The following is a 19,392-nucleotide window of genomic DNA, read 5'->3' as shown; positions in this document are numbered from 1 at the left end:
CGGCCCCCTAACACGTGCTTTCAGGGATAAGCCCTACCCTGCCCGCGACCGTTCCCACAAATCGAACGCCATGGCCAGTTCCACCAGATCGGTGGGTGGAAGCTCCTGGAATCGTTTGGCGATCGCCTCGGACTGGCGGTTCTGATTCCACACGGAATCCTCCAGCACAAGACGCACCTGCGGGGAATGCGAGAAGTCCACCCTGGTGTTGTTGCGCGCCTGTTGCTGCAGGTCCGTGTTCTCGGCGGCCTCGCGGACCAGTAGTTCCACCGCGCTCACCTTGTGCTCATCGCTGGCATCCAGGCCTCCGAGGAATCTGTTGACCTTCTCCACCAGTTCGGCCTTGGCCGCTCGCTCGCGTTCCTGCTGGCGGGCCATCCCGGCCTCGGTCATGCCCTGCAGGCCCCGTGCCTCGCCGTCCTCCAGTTGCAGGTCCTCGTCCCGCTGCTTCTCCAGCCGGTAGTGGGTGAGGACGACGTCGTCCGCCGTCACCGTCTCGCGCTCGCCGCCGTCCAGCTGCTCGCGCAGCAGTCGCGCCAACAGGTCCGCGAACACCGAGAGCTTGAGGTAGTACGTGTCCCCGAAGTTGAGGATCTGGGAGAAGAACGCATAGGACTTCGTGTACTGGTCCAGCAGGGAACGGAACTCGTCGAGCTCGTCGCGCGCTGCGTCGTCGTACACGGCCCGGGACCAGCGGTTGGTGAACCGCTCGACCGCCGGCACCAGCGCCGAGGTCAGCGCGCCGCGCTTGCCGTTCCTGTCCGACCACGCCGCCCACACCCGGTCGACCTCCGCGGGCGTGTAGATGTTGGCGGCATCCAGCTTGGTCATCTGCTTGGCCACGAGGTCCGGGTCCGAATCGGTTTCGATGCGCGCGTCCTCGTAGTAGTCCTGGAACGCCGCCAGGATCTGGGCGGGGTCGTTGACGAAGTCCAGCACGTACGTGTTCTTCTTGCCGTCCGCGCGCCGGTTGAGCCGCGACAGCGTCTGCACCGCGGCGATCCCGGAGAGCTGCTTGTCCACGTACATGGCCGTGAGCAGCGGCTGGTCGAAGCCCGTCTGGTACTTGTTCGCCACGATCAGGATGTTCTGGTCCTCCTGCCCGAACACCCCGGCCAGGTCCCTCCCGCGCAGTTCCGGGTTCATGGACGCCTCGGTCACCTCCGGCCCGGCCGCGTTACCGATCGCGGTAACATCCGGATCCGGCAGCGAGCCCGAGAATGCCACCAGCGTCTTCAGCGGCAGCTTCTCGCGTTCGATGTGCTTCTGGAACGCCCGCTGGTACTTCACCGCGGACGCACGCGACCCCGTCACCACCATGGCCTTCGCGCGCCCGCCCAGCTCCTTCTTCACGGTGTGCTGATAGTGCTTGAGGATCACATCCACCTTGGAATCCACGTTCGTGGGGTGCAGCTCCACGAACCCGATGTACGCGCGCGTCCCCTTGCGCACGTCCACCTCGTCCTCGGTCGACGACGCCGCAGTCCCCGTCCTTCCCTCGGGCACCGTCTCGGGGTCCGCACCCTTGAGGGCGATCCGGGCGGCCATCTCGTACGTGGTGTAGTTCTTGAGCACGTCCAGGATGAACCCCTCCTGGATGGCCTGCTTCATCGAGTACAGGTCGAACGCCTGGGGCTTACCGTCCGGGCCCTTGGTGCCGAACAGATCCAGGGTCTTGGCCTTGGGGGTTGCGGTGAACGCGAAGTAGCTGATCCGACGACCGTCGTCCGCCTGTGCGGCCATCTGGACCAGGGCGTCCTGGTCCGCGCCCGGCTCCAGCTCGGTCTCCTCGCCCGTCTGCGCCGCGGTCGGGTCGTTGCGGTACAGCAGGTCCTTGACCGACGCCGCCGCCGCGCCGGTCTGCGACGAATGCGCCTCGTCCGCGATCACCGCGAAGCGCTTGCCCTCGAATGTCCCGCCCTTTTCCCGGATCTTGGCGAGGGCGTACGGGAAGGTCTGCAGGGTCACGCCGATGATCTGTGTGCCCGCCCGCAACGCCTCCAGCAGGCGCTCGGTCTTGGAGCCCTCGGAACCAGAGGTGATGGGTTCGAAGGTCCCGGTGGCGACCACCAGTTGGTCCACTGCGTCCTGGAGCTGGCGGTCCAGCACCTGCCGGTCCGCAATGACGAACACGGTGTCGAAGACCTTCTCGCCCTCCGGTGTGTGCAGGGACGCCATGCGGTGGGCGGTCCAGGCGATCGAGTCCGTCTTGCCGGAACCTGCGGAGTGCTGGATGAGGTACTTCTGCCCGGGTCCGTCTTCTCTGGCGGCCTCGGTCAGTTTGGTGACCGCGCGCCACTGATGGAAGCGAGGGAAGCGGATCTGGCTGGACTCGGTGACCCGCCCCGTCCGGGGATCGGTCTTCTTCTCGTGGTTCACGTACACGAACTTTGTGAGGACGGTGATCCACGTGTCCTTGTCCAGGATGTGCTCCCAGAAGTAGGACGTGGCCACGCCGTCCTGCGACGGCGGGTTGCCAGCTCCGTTGTCTTGCCCCTGGTTGAAGGGCAGGAAAAATGTGTCCGCGCCCCTGAGCTGGGTGGTCATGTAGACGTCGTTCTCGGTGAGTGCGAAGTGCACCAGTGCACCTCGATGCGGGGTCAGCAGCGGTTCACCGGCTGGCGTGCGGTCCGTCTTGTACTGCTCGATGGCCGCCTGCAGCGACTGCGTGAAGTTCGTCTTGATCTCGACGGTCGCCACGGGCAGCCCGTTGAGGAACAGCACCAGGTCGATGCGGTCGCTCTTCCGCGTGGAGTAGCCGACCTCCTGCACCACCCGCACCCGGTTCTTCGCGTAGCGCTCCGTGATCCGAGGATTGCGGTCGTCCGCCGGGGGAGCCGTGAGCATGCTGAACCGCTGCGCCCCGGGGACCGAGAAGCCGCGACGAAGCGTATTGAGGGTGCCACCGCCGGCCTTTTCCAACTGCTCCAGCTGAGATGCCAGGCGATCCAGAATCCGGCGCTCGCCCTTGGCCCGCGCGGCGTCATCCCCGTGCTCGGGCACGATCCGCGCGTACTGCTCCGGCTGGGTGTCTTGCAGCCAGCCGAGAACGTCCTCGGGGAACATCGCCCGTTCTTTGTCGTAGCCCTGGGAGTTGGGGGAGTGGTACCACCCGTGCCCCTCCAGGTACTCCGCGATCTCCCTCTGGAACGGCTTTTCCTGATGCGGTGCGCTCATGCGTGCTCCCTGTGCAGGCCCTGCGCGATGTCGTCCTCGAGCTGCCCCGCCGCGGGCTTGTTCTTAGCAGTGACGTCGATTTGCCCCGTCACCGCCGCGGTAATGAGCGCGGCTCGCCGCTCGCGGGCGAGGTCGATGACCCTATTGGAATTCGCGAGCATTTCTTGCATTTCTGACATTTCATGATCCAGGCGCTCGACAATCGAGTGCTGATCGACAGTAGGGGGCGCGGGAAACTTGAAATTCTTGACGACTGTCGAATTGGTGGATGCTAGGTTCGTTGACTGTCGAGCCGTCTGATCGAAGTAGATCCGCGCGGAATTGGACTCCAGTGCATAAACCAAGTACTCGGGAAGGAGTTTTGAGTTACATCTGAAAGCGAAAACATGATTTTGATGCAGGACGGGATCGATTGGTCCCTTCCAAAGGGCGCCGCGGCCCAGTTTGTCGCGATCTCCGCCCTCGGTTATTAATACGTCATTGGGTTCAAGGCGATTCTCACTTGCTACCGCGGGTGGGACATCGATTTCTGCTACTTCCGACAGGTCCACATGCCCAGCCTGAACGTTAGCCACGCGAAGGTAGGGGTATTTCTGGGTAGCGACTTCATAACGTTTCCCCAGTGTGAGACCGGAATGAAGTACCCCGAGATATTTCAGCGCGACCTCAGGGCACGCGGCGTGCGCGAACGAATTATCGATTATCGTTCGCCGCCGGTCACTGATAAGAGTCTTTACTTCGGCAAGCTGTTTAATCAAAGCATCGATTTCGGCGGTCTCGTGGTCGAGGTAGTCCGCTATCTTCCACTGCCGTTCCTGGTTTAAGTAAGGAACTGGGGTGTTTGCCAACTTGTCCGCCGTCAGGTGGCGGATCGTCGCTTGGTTGGTGATTGCTTCAAAGAAACCTGATGCGCGACGTGACTCTATTGCATATTTTAGATAGCGCCCGTCTGCGAAAATTTTGGGCCTAACTCGGTTGATGGAGTTCTGGAAGTATATCCCCGCCATATCTTCGGAGATCCACGCACTCCGACCGATTGATCCACCTTCAACGACTACAACATCGTCTTTTTGGAGTTGAAGTATCTCCTGCTCCCGGCGACTAAAAGGCATCTGCTGGAGCGAACTCAAGTCAAGGCCGTTCTCCGTGAGGTTGGATGCCTTTAGGTAGGGAAAGACTTCTTGATCCGCACGCGCTGGAGTGGATTGGAGCATCTTCCCGAGCGATATGACGGACATATATTTCAGCGGCACATTTTTCACCGCTTCACCTCCTCCAGTCGCGCGCGGATGCGGCCCAGGACCTCGTCGAGGTCACGGTCGATCTCTTCCAGGGGTCTGGGTGGAACGTACTCGTAGAAGTGGCGGGTGAAGGGGATCTCCGCGCCCTCCTTGGTCTTGGACTCGTCGATCCAGGCGTCAGGGACGAAGGGTTTGACCTCGCGCTCCAAGTACTCGTGGATGTCCTGGCCCCAGGGGACGTTCTCGGTGTCACGCAGGGTGGGGTCCGGTTCCGGGTCCTTCACGCGATTGGTTTGCAGCGCCCCGTTCTCGTCCCGCTCACTCAGCTCAGTGACGATGGCCTTTTGCACCGCGGGCTTCACCTGCAGCCCGGCCTCGGCCAGGACCTCGAGAAGCTCCGAGGTGAACGCGCTCTTGTTGGTGCTGACCTCTCCGGCCGCGCGCTGGGACCGGGTGTGGAGGGCGGAACGGAGCGCGGCGGCGTCGTCGTCGGGGAGCTTGGCGACCGGCTTGGAGGCCATGACGCGCTCGATGCGCTCGGCGGTGAACGCGAAGTTCAGGCGCAGTGGGCGCTCGACCGTGATGGTGCGGTAGAAGAAGTCCTCGGTGCGGAAGATCTTGGAGTGCTTGGACTCGGTGAAATCGCGGTAGATGCCGGCGATTTTGTCGATGTTCTCCTTCGAGAGTTCCTTGCGCTTGGAGCCCACGGATTTGCGCATCTTCACGAACATGCCGGTGGCGTCGATCAACTGGACCTTGCCGCGGCGTTCGGGGGCCTTGTCCTTGGACAGCACCCAGACGTAGGTGGAGATGCCGGTGTTGTAGAACATGTCCGTGGGCAGGCCGATGATGGCTTCGAGGTAGTCGTTGTCGAGCACCCACTTGCGGATGTTGGACTCCCCGGAGCCGGCACCGCCCGTGAACAGAGGGGAGCCGTTGAGCACGATGGCCGCGCGGCCGGCCGACTGGTTCTCCTCCGTGGCGCTGGGTTCGCGCATTGTGGAGATCAGGTGCATCAGGAAAAGGAGCGAGCCGTCTGAGACACGGGGCAGGCCGGGGCCGAAGCGGCCGGCGAAACCTGCGATCTGATGTTCGGTCTCCACGGCCTTGCGGTGCTGCTTCCAATCCACGCCGAAGGGCGGGTTGGACAGGCAGTAGTGGAACGTGCGGTTCTCGAATGCCGGGTTGGTCAGTGTGTTGCCCAGGACGATGTTGTCGATGGGCTGGCCCTTGACCACCATGTCGGCCTTGCAGATCGCGTAGGAGGCGGGATTGATCTCCTGGCCCAGCAGGTTGACCCAGGCCTCGCTGTTGAACTGCTTGATCTTGTTTTCGGCGGCGGAGAGCATGCCGCCGGTGCCGGCGGTGGGGTCGTAGACGTCGCGGCCGATGCCGGGGGTGGTGAGCTCCTCGTCGTCGTGGAGCAGCAGCGTGACCATGAGGTCGATGACCTCGCGCGGGGTGAAGTGCTCACCCGCGGTCTCGTTGGACGCTTCCGCGAACTTGCGGATCAGTTCCTCGAAGATGTGACCCATCTGCTCGTTGGACACCGCATCCGGGTGCAGGTTGGCCTTGGTGAAGTGCTGCAGGACCTGCAGGAGCAGATCGTGCTGGGCGAGGCCGGAGATGGTCTGCTCGAACTCGTACTTCTGGAAGATCTCGCGCACGTTCTCCGAGAAGGCGTTGACGTAGTCCCGCAGGTTCTCCTCGAGGTTGTCGGGGTCACCCTGCAAAGTCTTGAGGGTGTGGCGGGAGCGGTTGAAGAAGTTGTACGTGTGCTCGTTGCCGGCCTGCTTGGTGCGGTTGCGGATCATCGCCAGGGGCGGCTCGGCGTCCACGTAGGTGGGGCCGATGGCCTCCAGCACGTCCTCCTTGGTGGGGGCAAGCACGGCGTCCAGGCGGAACAGGACTGTGAACGGCAGGATCACATCCCCGTACTGGTGCTGCTTGTAGGTGCCGCGCAGGATGTCTGCGGCACCCCAGATGAAGGACGCGTGGTTGAACACGGTGGGTGGCTGCCTTACTCGGTGGGGCGGGGGTCTACCGTGCAGTCTACGAGGGGGGGGGGCAACGAGAAGCTGTTCTCTTCGCGGCCTTGTGTGAGCTGAAGGTTCCCGGATCTGGTGCCGGCCAACCAGCGGAACCAAATGGGTCTGTTGCGCGAACTGGTGACAGTGTGACCTGCCCCTGTTGGAGACCCTCTGTGGGCTCGCGGGTTTGTGCCTTGCCGTGAAGTACCCGGACATGTAGTACGGCCGCCCGCCGTTGGGCGCCGCGGAGGCCGTGGGCGGCGTCGTGGATGGCCCGCGCGAACGGACGCGCCGATGGACAGCGGGTGGGAACATCTGTGGTGCAGAACGACCAGAAAACAGGGAAAAACCGTGCGGATCGCGGCATGGACGTAGTGGAGAGCGTTTGCCGCGGCGCCAGAGGGTGAGGAGGGGGAAGCCGCCCTCCCCGAGGGTTCACCCTCCCGTCATCCCCACGTCGCCCGGCACACCCCGCAACCTTTTGATGAGTAACTCAAAACATGACATAGTGAAGCTATGACCTCGACCACTGTGACCAATCAGTCCGGGGGGCGGGAGAACGGTGGCGGCGCCGTCGTGGCCGTGCCGTGGGCCGTTCGGATCCGGGCGGCCGGACTGCGGGTCACCAAGCCCCGACTGGCGGTGCTGGACGCTGTCGAGCGCCACCAGCACGCCACCGCGGACGAAGTGCTCGCGGACGTGCGCACGGCATTGCCGGAGATCACGGTGCAGTCCATCTACGTGGTGCTGCACTCGCTCGCGGACGCCGGACTGTTGCGCCAGCTGGACCTGGCGAACTCCCCGGCACGGTACGAGACCCGGGTCGATGACAACCACCACCATGCCGTGTGCACGGTGTGTGGACGCATCGAGGACGTGGCCTGTGCCGTGGGGCATGCACCGTGCCTGACTCCCAGCGAGACCCACGGGATGAGCATCCACGTGGCCGATGTCGTCTACCAAGGCGTGTGTTCCGACTGCTCGGCCCAGCGGGCCGGTGCGACCGCGGAGCCCGTGTAGGCCCCCCTGAGCTCCGGGAACCCATCTGGGCCACCGGTTCACCCACCCTTCCCACCCCCATCAAGGAGTACGCGATGACGGAATCCACACCGCACGCCACCGGGTCCACGACCCAGGCCGGCATTCCCGCTGTCAGTGACCGCAACTCGCTGACCACCGGCCCCAACGGTTCGATCGTGCTGCATGACCACCAGCTGGTGGAGACCCTGCAGCACTTCAACCGGATGAACATCCCCGAGCGTCGTCCGCACGCCAAGGGCGCCGGCGCGTTCGGCACCTTCGAGGTCACCGAGGACGTCTCGCAGTGGACCAAGGCGGACTTCCTGCAGCCGGGCAAGAAGACCGAGATGCTGGCCCGCTTCTCCACCGTGGCCGGCGAGCTGGGCTCCCCGGACACCTGGCGTGACGTCCGTGGCTTCGCCCTGAAGTTCTACACCGAAGAAGGCAACTTCGACATGGTCGGGAACAACACCCCGATCTTCTTCGTGCGCGACCCCATGAAGTTCCCGCACTTCATCCGCTCGCAGAAGCGCCTGCCGGACTCCGGGCTGCGTGACGGCACCATGCAGTGGGACTTCTGGACCAACAACCCCGAGTCCGCCCACCAGGTCACCTACCTGATGGGTGAGCGCGGCCTGCCCAAGACCTGGCGCCACATGAACGGCTACGGCTCGCACACCTACATGCTGGTCAACGCCGAGGGCGAGAAGTTCTGGGTCAAGTGGCACTTCGAGTCGCGGCAGGGCGTGGAGAGCCTGAGCAACGAAGAGGCCGAGCGCCTGGCCGGAGCCGATGGCGACGTCCACCGTCGCGACCTGTTCGACGCGATCGAGCGGGGCGAGTACCCGAAGTGGGACCTGTACTTCCAGATCATGCCGTACGAGGAGGCCAAGACCTACCGGTTCAACCCCTTCGACCTGACCAAGACCTGGTCCAAGAAGGACTACCCGCGGCACAAGGTGGGCACCATGACCCTGAACCGCAACCCGGAGAATTTCTTCGCCCAGATCGAGCAGGCGGCCTTCTCCCCGGCGAACATGGTCCCGGGCACCGGCAACTCCCCGGACAAGATGCTCCTGGGGCGCACCTTCGCCTACGCGGACGCCCAGCTCTACCGCGTCGGCACCAACTTCCAGCAGCTGCCGGTGAACCGCCCGATCAACGAAGTGCACACTTACAACTTCGAGGGCAGCATGACGTATCACCACAGCGGCGCCCGGCGGGTGTACGCCCCGAACTCCTTCGGTGACTCCTGGTCGGACGAGACCGGCCCCGTGGACAACGGCTGGGAGGACGACGGCGCTCTGGTCCGCGAGGCCTACACCTTGCGTCAGGACGACGACGACTTCGGTCAGCCGGGCACCCTGATCCGCGAGGTCTTCAACGACGCGCAGCGCGCGCGGTTCGTCGAGACCGTCGCCGGCGCCCTCGAGGGTGTCGCGGAGCCGGTGCTCTCCAACGCCTTCCAGTACTGGAAGAACGTGGACGAGAACATCGGTCAGCGCATCGAGGAGGCCGTCAAGTCCAACGCCGCCAACCCCGAGGTTCCGGGCATGGGCGTGGACGAGGACCCCACGAGCACCTCCGAGATCAGCGAGTGACGCCCCGGGGGTGAGCGGACCCCGGGTGAGTTCGGCGGGCCCGGGCGCGGTGGGATGACCACCGTGCGGGGCTCCCGGCCGCCGGGGGTCGGCGACCCCTGAATTTCACACGCGTGCGAACACCCGGTCAGTGATCCTGGCCGGGTGTTCGCGCGTTCTGGGTCCAGGGTGCCCGCCGGGGGGCGCCGACCCGGTCGCTACTTCAGCTCCGTGACCGGTCGGAACTCGTACCCCAGCCTCTTGATGCCGGTGACCGTCTTCTTGAGGTACTCAATGTCCAGATACGGGTGGAAAAAGAAGCTCGCGGTGGATTCGCGCACGGTCAGGTTCGCATTGGCCCGTGAGACCAGGAACTCAGGGGTGCGGGCGGCATGGTTGTTCTGCTCACCCTCGGTGATGTTGCCCAGGTTCTCCGGATATACGGCGCCGCCGTAGATGTCGCTCACCGTGAACGGGAACTGCTGGCTGTAGGACTTACCGGCTTTGGAGGGTTGCCCCGTGAGGATGCTCGCGTAGTAGTCGCCCTGTTCGTAGCGCCGTTGTACTCCTGGGGCATGGCCACGTACGAGTTCACGGAACCGCCGTAGTGCGGTGTCTCGAAGATCGTGGGCTCACCCAGACCGGCGTCCTCCATCACCGAGCGTCCCGCGTCCAGGCGGTCCTTCCACTCGTCCACGACCTCGGGCCGGTCGGTGAGGCTGAGCCCGTACCAGTCGGAGCCGTCCTTGTTCTGCCCGATCTGGATGGGGATCACGGCCACCTGGAACGGGACGTTCTCGGACGCGAGGTAATCAGCCACGCGGCGCAGGTCTTTCGGGTCGGACTCCGGGCCCACGTCCTCCAGGCGCACCGCGGCCTGCTTCACCGCGGGGGCGTCTGAACCCACCAGGTCGTAGAGGAGGTCAGAGTAGATCAGGTACACGTCGTTGGAGTCGATGTAGTCCAGTGGCACCTCCGCGAGGTAGGTGAGGTTGCCGGAGCGCACCGCCCACGGCACCTCCGTGGGTCCGCTGCCGGAAGACGTGCAGGGTACGGCCCTCTTCCCCTGGGTGCATCGCGAGGTGGCCAGGAAGAAGATCATGTACGACAGGAACAGCGCCATGGCGATCATCAGCAGGACGCGACTGCCGCCCTGCAGGAACATCTGGAGCGCCTCCCCGACATTCGCCGTTCCGGACGTCATGTGGACATGCATTGTGAATTCCCCCGAATTCACCCCGAGGGCACCGCGTCCATCCCCCCCGGATGCGCACTGCCCTGATCAAACCACGCCATATGGCGCGCCTTCAGGTTCTCAGACGGCAATTACCATGGCAAACAGTGCAAAGAACTGTGACCTCATGCTCTCGTGGGCCGGGCGGGGGGTGAAACACTGCGAGCTGACGAAAGCCGCGGGAATTCCCGAAGGTTTATATGCATAAGCGTAATAAACGGGGGCAAAAAGTTAAGGGCAGGTTCACCGAGAATTAGACTGCGACGCAGCTCGGGACGCTCGTGGCCGTCGTCCGCGGCGCGGTGCGAGCGGCCGTGGGGCCGCCCCGCGGCCGCGTATCCTGAACGCGTGTTGAGCTCTTCGCGGTCCCTGCCCCTCCCCCCGCTCCCCGACCTCCTCGACGCCGCCCACGTGGTCTCCCTGCCCATGCGCGTCACCTTCCGCGGCGTCACCGAGCGGGAGACCGTCGTCTTCCGCGGCCCCGCCGGGTGGGGGGAGTTCGGCCCGTTCCCCGAGTACGGGGACGCCGAGGCCGCCGCGTGGCTGCGCGCCGGCATCGAGGCCGCGTGGCAGGGCTTCCCGGAGCCCGTCCGCGACCGGGTGCCCGTCAACGCCACCGTCCCCGCGGTCCCCGCAGAGCGCGTCGCGGACGTCCTCGGCGGCTACTCCGGGAGGGTTCACGCCGTGAAGATCAAGGTGGCCGAGCGCGGCCAGGGGCTCGCGGACGACGTCGCCCGCGTCGCCGCCGTCCGCCACCTCCTCCCGGACGCCGAGCTGCGGGTGGACGCCAACGCGGGCTGGGACGACGACGACGCCGTGACCGCCCTGGGTACGCTCAGCGAGTTCCAGCTCGCCTATGCCGAGCAGCCCGTGGCGAGCGTCGAGGGTCTGGCGAGCGTGCGGCGTCGGCTGCGGGACAACGGCGTGGGAACCCTGATCGCCGCAGACGAGTCCGTGCGCAAGGCCGAGGACCCGCTGGCCGTTGCCCGGGCCGGAGCGGCGGACCTGATCGTCGTGAAGGTGGCCCCGCTCGGGGGGGTGCGCCGCGCCCTGGACATCGTGGCGCAGGCCGGGCTGCCCGCCGTCGTGAGCTCGGCCATCGACTCCTCCGTGGGCATCCGGGCGGGCGTCGCCCTGGCCGCCGCCCTGCCCGAGCTGCCGTACGCGTGCGGGCTCGGCACCCTCTCGCTCATGGAGGCGGACGTGACCGCCGGACCCCTGCGCCCCGTGGACGGGTTCCTGCCCGTGCGGGACGTCGCCGTGGACGAGGCCCTGCTCGCTGAGCACGCCGTCACCGGCGAGCGGCGGGACTGGTGGCTGGAGCGCGTGCGCCGCGCGCACGCGCTGCTCGCCAGGCGGTAGAGCGCGGGGGAGCGACGCCGTTCATTCACCCGCGCGCGTCGGGTTGCGGTCCGCGGCGTTAACCTCCGGTTCGCCCTCTGGTCGCGGCGCGATCACACCGGGGTGGTGAGGTGGCACACGGAAACACTCGCTGACATGCACGAACGCATGTCTCACCCAGGGAGCCACCGCATGACCCAAGCACCAGAACGCCGCCGTCTCCTGCCCATGCTGGGCCACGTGAACGGCAAGCGCAGCCCGCTCACGTGCGAGCTCAAGTGCGGCAGCCAGTGCATGACCCCGGATGCCAACACCTCGTCCAACGAGTACGTGCACGACATCATCTCCGCCGCCGTGAGCCGTCGCGCCGCACTGGGCCTGGGTGCCGCCGGTGCCGTGACCGTGGGCCTGGTGGCCGCGACCGCCCAGCCAGCGGAGGCCACGTACGGCTACTGGGGTCAGGGCAGGGCCCGCCTGGACTTCACCCCCATCAAGCCGGTGGGCATGACCGTGGACGATCTCAACGTCCCCACGGGCTACGACTGGTCGCCCATCATCCGCTGGGGCGACCCCCTGTTCTACGACTCCCCGGAGTTCGATCCCAAGAACCAGAGCCCGGAGTCCCAGTCCAGGCAGTTCGGCTTCAACTCGGACTACCTGGACGTCATCCCGGACCCGAACGGGCTCACGGGTGTGCTGGTGAACAACCACGAGTACACCAACGAGAACACCATGTTCCCCACGGGGTACGAGAAGACCAACCTCACGAACATGGTCAAGACCACCATCCAGGCGCACGGCATGTCGGTCGTGGAGATCACCCGTGCCAAGGTGGGGGAGCCCTGGACCTACGTGCGCGGCGGCGCCCGCAACCGGCGCATCACCCTGACCACGCCGTTCGTGCTGGACGGCCCCGCGGCGGGCTCGGACCTGCTCAAGACGCAGGACGACCCCACGGGCAAGCGCGTGCTGGGCACCCAGAACAACTGCTCGGGCGGCGTGACCCCGTGGGGCACCGTGCTCTCCGGCGAGGAGAACGTCCACCAGTACTTCATCACCTCCGGCACCGCGGAGGAGAAGCGCTACGGCTTCCCCACCACCATGCCCTCGCGCCGCTGGCCCGAGGTGGAGAAGCGCTTCGACGCCCGCATCCCGGGGTACAAGAACGAGCCCAACCGCTTTGGCTGGGTCGTGGAGATCGACCCCCAGAACCCCAACTCCGCCCCGCTCAAGCACACCGCGATGGGCCGCTTCAAGCACGAGGGCGCGAATGTGCGCGTGGGCGACGACGGCACCGTGGTGGCCTACTCGGGTGACGACGAGAAGTTCGAGTACATCTACAAGTTCGTCTCCGCCAAGAAGTACAAGCAGGGGGACAAGAAGCACAACATGACCCTGCTGTCAGAGGGTGACCTCTACGTGGCCAAGCTCAAGGGCAACTCCCCGGCGAAGCAGATCACCGGGGACGGCACCCTGCCCCGGGATGGCGAGTTCGACGGCTCCGGCGAGTGGCTGCCGCTGGTCAAGGGCGGCAAGTCCATGATCAAGGGCATGACCCTGGAGCAGGTGCTCGTCTACACCCGCCTGGCCGCGGACAAGGCCGGTGCCACCAAGATGGACCGCCCGGAGGACGTGGAGCCCAACCCCCACACCGGCAAGGTGTACGCGGCGCTGACCAACAACTCGGACCGCGGCAAGGAGGGCAAGGCCGGCGTGGACGAGGCCAACCCCAGGACCGGCAACCGGGACGGCTACGTCCTGGAGTTCACCGAGCGCCACAACCTCCCGCAGGCCACGCGCTTCGACTGGAACCTGCTGCTGGTGTGCGGCGATCCCACCAAGGACTCCGGCACCTACTTCGGCGGCTTCCCCAACGAGAAGGTCTCCCCGATCTCCTGCCCGGACAACGTGGCGTTCGACAAGTCCGGCAACCTGTGGATCTCCACGGACGGCGCGCCGTCCAAGATCGGCTACAACGACGGCCTGTTCAAGGTGACCCTCAACGGCTCCGAACGCGGCCGCGTGCAGCAGTTCCTCTCGGTCCCGCAGGATGCCGAGACCTGCGGACCCGTGGTGCACGACACCGAGGGCATGGTCTACATCTCCGTGCAGCACCCGGGTGAGGACGGCTCCTTCGAGCAGCCCCGCTCGTACTTCCCGGACTACGCGCTGCCCACGCGACTGGAGCCGGGCGAGTTTTCCATGCCCCGCCCCTCCGTGATCCAGGTGTTCCGCAAGAACCGGAACAACAAGCCCCAGTTCCCGGGCAGTGTGAGCGACCAGCCGGGCAAGGGCGAGAACCAGGGCAAGAAGCGCAAGAACGGGAAGACCGGACCCAAGTACCGCGGCTACGAGGACAAGTCCACCCAGGAGCTCCAGCGGCGCGCGCAGCAGGCCCCCAAGAGCTACGAGGGCTGAGCCGGCGCACCTCGGGGCGGCCGGCACCACGGGCGGGCGGGATCGTGCACACGGTTCCGCCCGCTTCGTCGTGTCCGCACACGGCACCGCTGAATGACGCCGCTGCCCGCCCGCGCCCCCTGCCCCGACCCACCTCCGTGCCACCCACCGCCACCCCGCCTGCCACTGCCGAGGATCCCGAGAGGGGCAGCCGGGCCCGGAGCACGTGTGCTCCCACGCCCCACCCGCCCCGCCCGGAGACGACTCCTCGTGGTGCAGCAACAGGGCGGGCTGCTCACGCCCCACCCGCCCGCCCGGGGACGAGCCTGCGGAACCGGGTCGAGCGACGTCGTCGGCAGCGGTGGGACCCGCGTGTGACATGGGAGGACGCCGGGTATGTGACGTGTTTGTGACGGTGACTCGTGGGGGTCACCGAGCGGTCTGTACGTTGGAACGACTCGACCGGCCCTCACCCAAGGAGCTCCCATGACCACCTCCGCAGACACCCGGGAAGGCGCCCCGGTTGCGTCCTCCGGCCGCGTGCGCGGACCCCGCAAGGGCACCGATCTGGGCCAGTGGAAGATCAGCGGGCGCACGCCGCTGAACCACAACGAGGAGTTCAAGGCGGAGGAGAACTCGCTCGCGGTCCAGCAGCGCATCATCGAGGAGTACTCCAGGACCGGCTACGCCTCGATCCCCTCGGACGACGTCCACGGCCGCTTCCGCTGGCTGGGCCTCTACACGCAGCGCAAGCAGGGCGTGGAGGGTGCGAACACCTCCAAGCTGGATGCCGAGTCCCTCTCGGACGAGTACTTCATGCAGCGCATCCGCCTGGACGGCGGGCAGCTGAGCACCGAGCAGGCGCGCGTGCTGGGAGAGATCTCCCGGGAGTTCGCGCGTGGCACCGCGGACGTCTCCGACCGGCAAAACATCCAGCTGCACTGGATCCGCATCGAGGACGTCCCCGAGATCTGGCGCCGCCTGGACGAGGTGGGCCTGACCACCCTGGAGGCCTGCGGTGACACCCCGCGCGTGTTCCTGGGCAGCCCCGTGGCGGGCGTGGAGAAGAACGCGGTCATCGACCCCAGCGAGGAGCTGGCCGCGCTGCGCGAGGAGTTCATCGGCAACCCCGAGTACGTGAACCTGCCGCGCAAGTTCAAGACCGCGATCACCGGCAGCCCCACGCTGGACGTGGTGCACGAGATCAACGATGTCAGCTTCGTGGGCGTGAACCACCCCGAGCTGGGCCCCGGCTACGACCTGTGGGTGGGCGGCGCGCTGTCCGTGGCCCCGCGCCTGGGCGAGCGCCTGGGCGCGTTCGTCTCCCGCGAGAACGTGGTGCCCGTGTGGGCCGGGGTGTGCGGGATCTTCCGCGACTACGGCTACCGCAAGCAGCGCACCAAGGCCCGCCTGAAGTTCCTGCTGGCCGAGTGGGGCCCCGAGAAGTTCCGGCAGGTGCTGCAGGACGAGTACCTGGGCTTCGAGCTCCCGGACGGCCCCGCCCCCGAGCGCGCGGTGGGCCACTCGGACCACGTGGGCGTGCACGAGCAGGTGGACGGCAACCGGTACGTGGGCTTCGCGCTCACCGCGGGTCGGCTCTCCGGGGACGCGCTCGTGGCCCTGGCCGACGCCGCCGAGGCCGCCGGTTCCCGGCGCATCCGCCTGACCCCGCACCAGAAGGTCCTGGTGCTGGACGTGCCCGAGGACAACGTGGAGGGGTTGATCGAGGCCGTCCAACCCCTGGGACTGCATGCGAAGCCCAGCCCGTTCCGCCGTTCGACCATTGCCTGCACGGGCATCGAGTTCTGCAAGCTCGCGTTCGTGGAGACCAAGGGCCTGGCCGCCCGGGTGATCGACGACATGGAGCAGCGGCTCACGGACGTGGAGATCCTTACGCCCATCTCCCTGCACATCAACGGCTGCCCCAACTCGTGCGCCCGCATCCAGACCGCGGACATCGGGCTCAAGGGCCAGTACATCGGCGAGGAGTACGTCTTCCAGGTCCACCTGGGCGGCGGGCTGGCCTCGACCGACCGCGAGGAGGGCGGACTGGGCCGCACCGTGCGCGGGCTCAAGGTCACCGCGGACGACCTCTCCGACTACGTGGAGCGTGTGACCCGCACCTTCCTGGGCGAACGCCAGGACGACCAGAGCTTTGCCGAATGGGCGCTGAGCGCCGAGGAGGATTCCCTGCGATGACAGCTACCGACAGCCAGCTCACCACGCGCCCGCTCGCTGCGGGGCGGGGCGGGGACCCGGCGGCGTCGTCCGCCGCGGCCCTGGACGCCCGCGGAACGACGACGCCGCCCGCGGACTCCGCGGCACCGGCCACCTCCCAGGGGGTATCGCCCGGGCGCACCCGCTCCACCGAGGAGCTCAAGGCCCTCGTGGAGGATGCGCAGCAGCGCTTCGGGACCCGTGACGCGGACCCGGACGAGGTGCTCGCGTGGGCCGCGGAGACGTTTGGGCGGAAGCTCGCGGTGGCGTGCTCCATGGCCTCGGACACCGTGGTGCCCGCCCTGGTCAGCACCCACCTGAAGAACGTGGACGTGCTGTTCCTGGAGACCGGCTACCACTTCCCGGAGACCCTGCAGACCCGTGACGACTTCGCCCGGGACTGGCCCGTGAACGTGCGCACCCTGCTGCCCGAGCTCACCGTGCCCGAGCAGGACGCGAAGTACGGCGCCCAGCTCCACGACCGTGACCCGGGGCTGTGCTGCGGGATGCGCAAGGTCGCCCCGCTGGACAAGGCCCTGGCGGGCTACGAGGCCTGGGTGACCGGGCTGCGTCGTGAGGAGACGCCGCACCGCGCCAACGCCGCGCCCGTGGAGTGGGACGAGCACCACCAGATGGTCAAGATCAACGCCATCGTGGACTGGACCTTCGACCACGTGGTCGCGTACGCCGAGGAGAACCTGGTGGTGGTCAACCCGCTGCTGAGCCAGGGCTACCCGTCCATCGGGTGCGCCCCGTGCACGCGGAAGGTCGCCCCCGGAGAAGACCCCCGCGCCGGACGCTGGTCCGGTGTGGGCAAGACAGAATGCGGGATCCACCTGTGAGCACCACGACTGCCCCCACAGAGACGGCGCTGACCCAGCTGCAGCGGCTCGAGGCCGAGTCCATCCACATTTTCCGCGAGACTGCGGCGGAGGGCGAGCGCCCCGTGCTGCTGTTCTCCGGCGGCAAGGACTCGGTGGTCATGCTGCACCTGGCCGCCAAGGCCTTCTGGCCGGCACCCATCCCGTTCCCCGTACTGCACGTGGACACCGGGCACAACTTCCCGGAGGTCCTGGAGTTCCGGGACCGGACCGTCGAGCAGCTGCACATCCGGCTGGAGGTGGCGTCCGTCCAGGACTACCTCGACGACGGCCGGCTCACCGAGCGCCCGGACGGCACCCGGAACCAGCTGCAGACCGTGCCCCTGCTGGACGCGATCACCGAGGGCCGCCACGACGTGGTCTACGGCGGCGCCCGGCGGGACGAGGAGAAGGCCCGCGCCAAGGAGCGGATCATCAGCCTGCGGGACGAGTTCGGCCAGTGGGACCCCCGCAACCAGCGCCCCGAGCTGTGGAGCCTCTACAACACGCGCCACCGCCCCGGGGAGCACGTGCGGGTGTTCCCGCTGTCCAACTGGACCGAGCTGGACATCTGGTCCTACATCACGGAGCAGGGCATCGAGCTGCCCTCCCTCTACTACGCCCACGAGCGGGACGTGGTGAGCCGGGACGGCATGTGGCTGGCCGTGGGCGAGCACGTGAGCCCGCGCGAGGACGAGACCGTGCAGACCCGCACCGTGCGCTACCGCACCGTGGGGGACATGAGCTGCACGGGCGCCGTCGAGTCCCCGGCCGCCACTGCCGCGGACGTGCTGGCCGAGGTCCGGACCAGCACGCTCACCGAGCGCGGGGCCACCCGCGCGGACGACCGCGTGTCCGAGGCCGCCATGGAGGACCGCAAACGAGAGGGCTACTTCTAGAGATGAGCACCGAGAACACGCCGCGCCTGCTGCGGATCGCCACGGCCGGCAGCGTGGACGACGGCAAGTCCACCCTGGTGGGCCGCCTGCTGCACGACACCAAGAACATCCTGGTGGACCAGCTGGAGGCCGTGGAACGGGTGAGCCGCTCGCGCGGGCTGGACTCCGCGGACCTCGCGCTGCTCACGGACGGGCTGCGGGCAGAGCGCGAGCAGGGGATCACCATCGACGTGGCCTACCGCTACTTCGCGACCCCCGCGCGCAGCTTCATCCTGGCCGACTGCCCCGGGCACGTGCAGTACACCCGCAACACCGTGACCGGTGCGTCCACGGCGGACGCCCTGATCGTGCTGGTGGACGTGACCCACGGGATCGTTGAGCAGACCCGGCGCCACCTGGCCGTGGCCGCGTTGCTGGGCGTGCCGCACCTGATCGTGGCGGTCAACAAGATCGACCTGGTGGAGGACGCCCAGGACGCGTTCGAGGCGCTGGACCGTGACCTGCACGCGCTCGCGGACGATCTGGGCGTGCTGAACCTGCAGAGCATCCCCGTCTCCGCGCTGCGCGGGGACAACGTGGTGGAGCCCTCGCAGACCACCCCCTGGTACTCGGGTCCGTCCCTGCTGGGCTGGCTGGAGAACCTCCCGGACGCCTCCCAGCTCACCCGCTCCGAGCCGTTCGCCTTGCCGGTGCAGACCGTGATCCGCCCGCAGTCAGCGGCGGTGTCCCCGGAGTTCACGGACTACCGCGGCTACGCGGGGCAGATCGCCTCCGGCTCCGTGGCCGTGGGCGATTCCGTGGCGGTCCAGCCCGCGGGGCGCACCACCGAGGTCACACGGATCGACGTGGCGGGTGCACCGGCCGAGCACGCCGTGGCCGGGCAGTCCGTGACGCTGAGCCTCGCGGACCAGATCGACATCAGCCGCGGTGACCTGCTCGCCACCCCCGCCGCCGCACTGCAGGGCTCCAAGACCGTGGACGCCGTGGTGTGCTGGCTGGACGACGAGAACCCCCTGCGCGAGGGCCAGCGCGTGCTGCTCAAGCACACCACGCGCGTGGTCCGCGGCATCGTGGGCTCCCTGGACGGGCGGCTGAACCTGGAGAGCCTCGCCGCAGAGTCGGTGGGCGCGTTCGAGCTCAACGACATCGGGCGGGTGAGCATCCGCGTGGCCGAGCCCCTGTTCACCACCGCGTACACGCAGTCGCACGCGCTCGGCTCGTTCCTGCTGATCGACCCGCAGTCCGGGCGCACCCAGGCCGCGGGCATGGTCCAGGACGACAGCGTCCACACCCCGGGTGTGCTCGGCAGCCTCCGCGCGGACGCGGGGGAGTGGGCCATCTGAGCCCCGGCTGACGACGCCGCCCGGTCCGGTTCCACGGTGCCGTCGAGCGGGTG

13 protein-coding genes are annotated in these 19,392 nt (G+C 67.1%); 8 read left to right on the top strand and 5 right to left on the bottom strand.

Annotated elements, in window-relative coordinates; genetic code table 11:
* Positions 1-33 precede the first annotated feature (33 nt).
* From C1C97_RS05285 to C1C97_RS05275, 3 genes are read right to left on the bottom strand one after another with little or no spacing between them, the layout of a single operon-like run.
* Entirely contained in the window at positions 34-3,177 is a 3,144-nt protein-coding gene (locus C1C97_RS05285) for a type I restriction endonuclease subunit R (protein ID WP_121030328.1), read from the bottom strand.
* Positions 3,174-4,439 (bottom strand): restriction endonuclease subunit S, encoded by a 1,266-nt coding sequence (locus C1C97_RS05280; RefSeq protein ID WP_147406049.1) that lies wholly within the window; start codon positions 4,437-4,439, stop codon positions 3,174-3,176. The genes C1C97_RS05285 and C1C97_RS05280 overlap by 4 nt, the downstream gene beginning before the upstream one ends.
* Positions 4,436-6,424, bottom strand: coding sequence for a type I restriction-modification system subunit M (locus tag C1C97_RS05275; protein WP_121030325.1), 1,989 nt, complete (start codon positions 6,422-6,424; stop codon positions 4,436-4,438). The genes C1C97_RS05280 and C1C97_RS05275 overlap by 4 nt, the downstream gene beginning before the upstream one ends.
* A gap of 540 nt (positions 6,425-6,964) precedes the next feature.
* On the opposite strand from C1C97_RS05275, the gene C1C97_RS05270 reads away from it, so the two are divergent.
* Together C1C97_RS05270 and C1C97_RS05265 are read left to right on the top strand one after the other, a co-directional pair.
* On the top strand, positions 6,965-7,468 hold the full coding sequence (locus C1C97_RS05270; protein WP_233542740.1) for a Fur family transcriptional regulator: 504 nt from the start codon (positions 6,965-6,967) through the stop codon (positions 7,466-7,468).
* A gap of 74 nt (positions 7,469-7,542) precedes the next feature.
* The gene (locus C1C97_RS05265) at positions 7,543-9,069 is read left to right on the top strand and encodes a catalase (RefSeq protein WP_121030323.1); all 1,527 of its coding nucleotides are present in this window, start codon (positions 7,543-7,545) and stop codon (positions 9,067-9,069) included.
* Positions 9,070-9,266: 197 nt separating this feature from the next.
* Here C1C97_RS05265 and C1C97_RS05260 read toward each other — a convergent pair whose 3' ends face one another.
* Complete coding sequence (locus C1C97_RS05260) at positions 9,267-9,515, bottom strand: DUF2334 domain-containing protein (RefSeq protein WP_158591133.1); 249 nt, start codon at positions 9,513-9,515, stop codon at positions 9,267-9,269.
* Positions 9,512-10,252 (bottom strand): DUF2334 domain-containing protein, encoded by a 741-nt coding sequence (locus C1C97_RS05255; protein ID WP_158591132.1) that lies wholly within the window; start codon positions 10,250-10,252, stop codon positions 9,512-9,514. Before C1C97_RS05255 ends, C1C97_RS05260 begins: the two co-directional genes overlap by 4 nt.
* 378 nt (positions 10,253-10,630) lie before the next feature.
* Between C1C97_RS05255 and C1C97_RS05250 the strand changes: the two genes are divergently transcribed.
* The 6 genes from C1C97_RS05250 (at position 10,631) to C1C97_RS05225 (ending at position 19,339) form a co-directional block, all read left to right on the top strand.
* Positions 10,631-11,644, top strand: a complete 1,014-nt coding sequence (locus tag C1C97_RS05250; protein WP_267897585.1) for an o-succinylbenzoate synthase — start codon at positions 10,631-10,633, stop codon at positions 11,642-11,644.
* A 171-nt stretch (positions 11,645-11,815) separates the two neighbouring features.
* Complete coding sequence (locus C1C97_RS05245) at positions 11,816-14,041, top strand: PhoX family protein (protein ID WP_121030319.1); 2,226 nt, start codon at positions 11,816-11,818, stop codon at positions 14,039-14,041.
* Between the two features lie 465 nt (positions 14,042-14,506).
* Positions 14,507-16,219, top strand: coding sequence for a nitrite/sulfite reductase (locus C1C97_RS05240; protein ID WP_121030317.1), 1,713 nt, complete (start codon positions 14,507-14,509; stop codon positions 16,217-16,219).
* A complete protein-coding gene (locus tag C1C97_RS05235) occupies positions 16,216-17,079 on the top strand; it encodes a phosphoadenylyl-sulfate reductase (RefSeq protein WP_121030315.1) in 864 nt (287 codons plus the stop codon). Before C1C97_RS05240 ends, C1C97_RS05235 begins: the two co-directional genes overlap by 4 nt.
* Positions 17,061-17,996 (top strand): sulfate adenylyltransferase subunit CysD, encoded by a 936-nt coding sequence (gene cysD, locus C1C97_RS05230; RefSeq protein WP_121030313.1) that lies wholly within the window; start codon positions 17,061-17,063, stop codon positions 17,994-17,996. Before C1C97_RS05235 ends, cysD begins: the two co-directional genes overlap by 19 nt.
* A gap of 2 nt (positions 17,997-17,998) precedes the next feature.
* Complete coding sequence (locus tag C1C97_RS05225) at positions 17,999-19,339, top strand: sulfate adenylyltransferase subunit 1 (RefSeq protein ID WP_121030311.1); 1,341 nt, start codon at positions 17,999-18,001, stop codon at positions 19,337-19,339.
* Positions 19,340-19,392 lie beyond the last annotated feature (53 nt).

The organism is Kocuria tytonis (assembly GCF_003226895.2).
In the GTDB taxonomy this organism is placed as follows: domain Bacteria; phylum Actinomycetota; class Actinomycetes; order Actinomycetales; family Micrococcaceae; genus Kocuria; species Kocuria tytonis.
Note: the sequence above shows the minus strand (reverse complement) of the source record. Positions and strands in the feature narration are given on the sequence as shown.

Bases quoted from the DNA above. Each gene is read 5' to 3' on its own strand.
- C1C97_RS05285 (WP_121030328.1), bottom strand. From the start codon at position 3,177: ATGAGCGCACCGCATCAGGAAAAGCCGTTCCAGAGGGAGATCGCGGAG.
- C1C97_RS05270 (WP_233542740.1), top strand. From the start codon at position 6,965: ATGACCTCGACCACTGTGACCAATCAGTCCGGGGGGCGGGAGAACGGT.
- C1C97_RS05265 (WP_121030323.1), top strand. From the start codon at position 7,543: ATGACGGAATCCACACCGCACGCCACCGGGTCCACGACCCAGGCCGGC.
- C1C97_RS05255 (WP_158591132.1), bottom strand. From the start codon at position 10,252: ATGACGTCCGGAACGGCGAATGTCGGGGAGGCGCTCCAGATGTTCCTG.
- C1C97_RS05245 (WP_121030319.1), top strand. From the start codon at position 11,816: ATGACCCAAGCACCAGAACGCCGCCGTCTCCTGCCCATGCTGGGCCAC.
- C1C97_RS05240 (WP_121030317.1), top strand. From the start codon at position 14,507: ATGACCACCTCCGCAGACACCCGGGAAGGCGCCCCGGTTGCGTCCTCC.
- C1C97_RS05235 (WP_121030315.1), top strand. From the start codon at position 16,216: ATGACAGCTACCGACAGCCAGCTCACCACGCGCCCGCTCGCTGCGGGG.
- cysD (WP_121030313.1), top strand. From the start codon at position 17,061: ATGCGGGATCCACCTGTGAGCACCACGACTGCCCCCACAGAGACGGCG.
- C1C97_RS05225 (WP_121030311.1), top strand. From the start codon at position 17,999: ATGAGCACCGAGAACACGCCGCGCCTGCTGCGGATCGCCACGGCCGGC.